This window comes from Microcystis sp. LE19-10.1B (assembly GCF_027530565.1).
Classification (GTDB): Bacteria; Cyanobacteriota; Cyanobacteriia; order Cyanobacteriales; family Microcystaceae; genus Microcystis; species Microcystis aeruginosa.
In genome coordinates this window covers 1-1,056 of the sequence record NZ_JAPZQM010000143.1, presented here as the reverse complement: position 1 = coordinate 1,056, position 1,056 = coordinate 1, and the positions used below count along the sequence as shown (strand labels likewise).

1 protein-coding gene is annotated in these 1,056 nt (G+C 38.2%); it reads left to right on the top strand.

The window, feature by feature from the left end:
* Positions 1-26 precede the first annotated feature (26 nt).
* Positions 27-773 (top strand): transposase, encoded by a 747-nt coding sequence (locus O9332_RS05065; RefSeq protein ID WP_288024016.1) that lies wholly within the window; start codon positions 27-29, stop codon positions 771-773.
* Positions 774-1,056: the final 283 nt, after the last annotated feature.

The following is a 1,056-nucleotide window of genomic DNA, read 5'->3' as shown; positions in this document are numbered from 1 at the left end:
TTATAGAGAAAGGCATTTAGCGATTTTTGTCAATTGTTTTTGCTCTAGAGCGAACTAATCAATTAAGTCTCTTGCCAGATAAGGATTTAGTCGATTTATGCCCCCCTATCGAACCATACCAAGTAACGAAGAACCCAATATATAAACAACCCAATTGTGCTGATCCTCAAGTTAAATTAGCTAAAAAAGCCGATTTAGACTGGTTGTTCTGGGCGCATAGTGCCGGAGAAATCCGTCTAAAATTTTTGGATGAATCAGGTTTTTCTCTTTGGAGTCCCGTCAGCTACACTTATGCTCGTCTTGGAGAGCAGAAAGTCTTAGAACAGACTAAAAGACGAGGAAAAAGATTAAATATTCTGGGACTTTACTCGGTGGGAGTGAGTTTTGACTATGGATTGAAATTAGGCTCTCTATACGGGGACACTTATATTAAGCTTCTCGAATGGCAAGCCCAACTTGCTGCCCAACATTTTGAAAAGACGGGGGAGATTACCGTCATCGTTCAAGATAATCATCCCATTCATACAAGTAAGCAAGTCAGAGATTATTGGGATAAGTGGCAGCAGCAAGGATTATTTTTCTTTCAACTGCCCAAATACTCCTCTGAAATGAATCTTATTGAAACTGAATGGCATCAATTGAAAACTCACGAACTGGCAGGTCAAATTTTTCCCGATGAGTACGATTTAGCGATCGCTGTTAAACAAGGGAGCGAAGCTCGCGCTCAAAAAGGAGGATACGAAACTCACTGTTTTAAGTTTAATTCTGCCTAGCTACTTATACCAAATTTCAAAAACTATGGCATACTTATAGAAAAGATGATTAAGTGGATAAATTAGCGATGCCAGTCGTACCCAAAATTGATATTGTTGAGTCAGTAGAAGATTTAAAAGAATTAATGAAACAACAAAAAAGGGTTCTTCGGTTTGTGTTATGTAATGGACGGGGGTTATAAGAGATGGAACCCTTATAGAGAAAGACATTGGACGATTTTTGTCAATTGTTTTTGATCTAGAGCGAGCTAATCAGTTAAATCTTTTGCCAGATAAGGATTTA